Genomic DNA, 223 nt, shown 5'->3' on the forward strand with positions numbered 1-223 from the left:
TGGCGTCCCCTAGGGGACTCGAACCCCTGTTACCGCCGTGAAAGGGCGGTGTCCTAGGCCACTAGACGAAGGGGACGAACCTTCTTACCTTCAAGACTTGGTTGCTGGACCAGTCTTGCTTCACGACCTTGATCACGAAGCGGAATTTGGTGGAGCTAAGCGGGATCGAACCGCTGACCTCCTGCATGCCATGCAGGCGCTCTCCCAGCTGAGCTATAGCCCC

2 tRNA genes are annotated in these 223 nt (G+C 58.7%); both read right to left on the bottom strand.

Annotation, left to right across the window (positions count from 1 at the left end):
* Positions 1-76 (bottom strand) — tRNA-Glu (locus IAE40_RS25615).
* A 71-nt stretch (positions 77-147) separates the two neighbouring features.
* A tRNA-Ala gene (locus IAE40_RS25620) sits at positions 148-223 on the bottom strand.

The sequence above is a fragment of the Pseudomonas sp. S44 genome, assembly GCF_016624805.1.
GTDB lineage: Bacteria > Pseudomonadota > Gammaproteobacteria > Pseudomonadales > Pseudomonadaceae > Aquipseudomonas > Aquipseudomonas machongensis.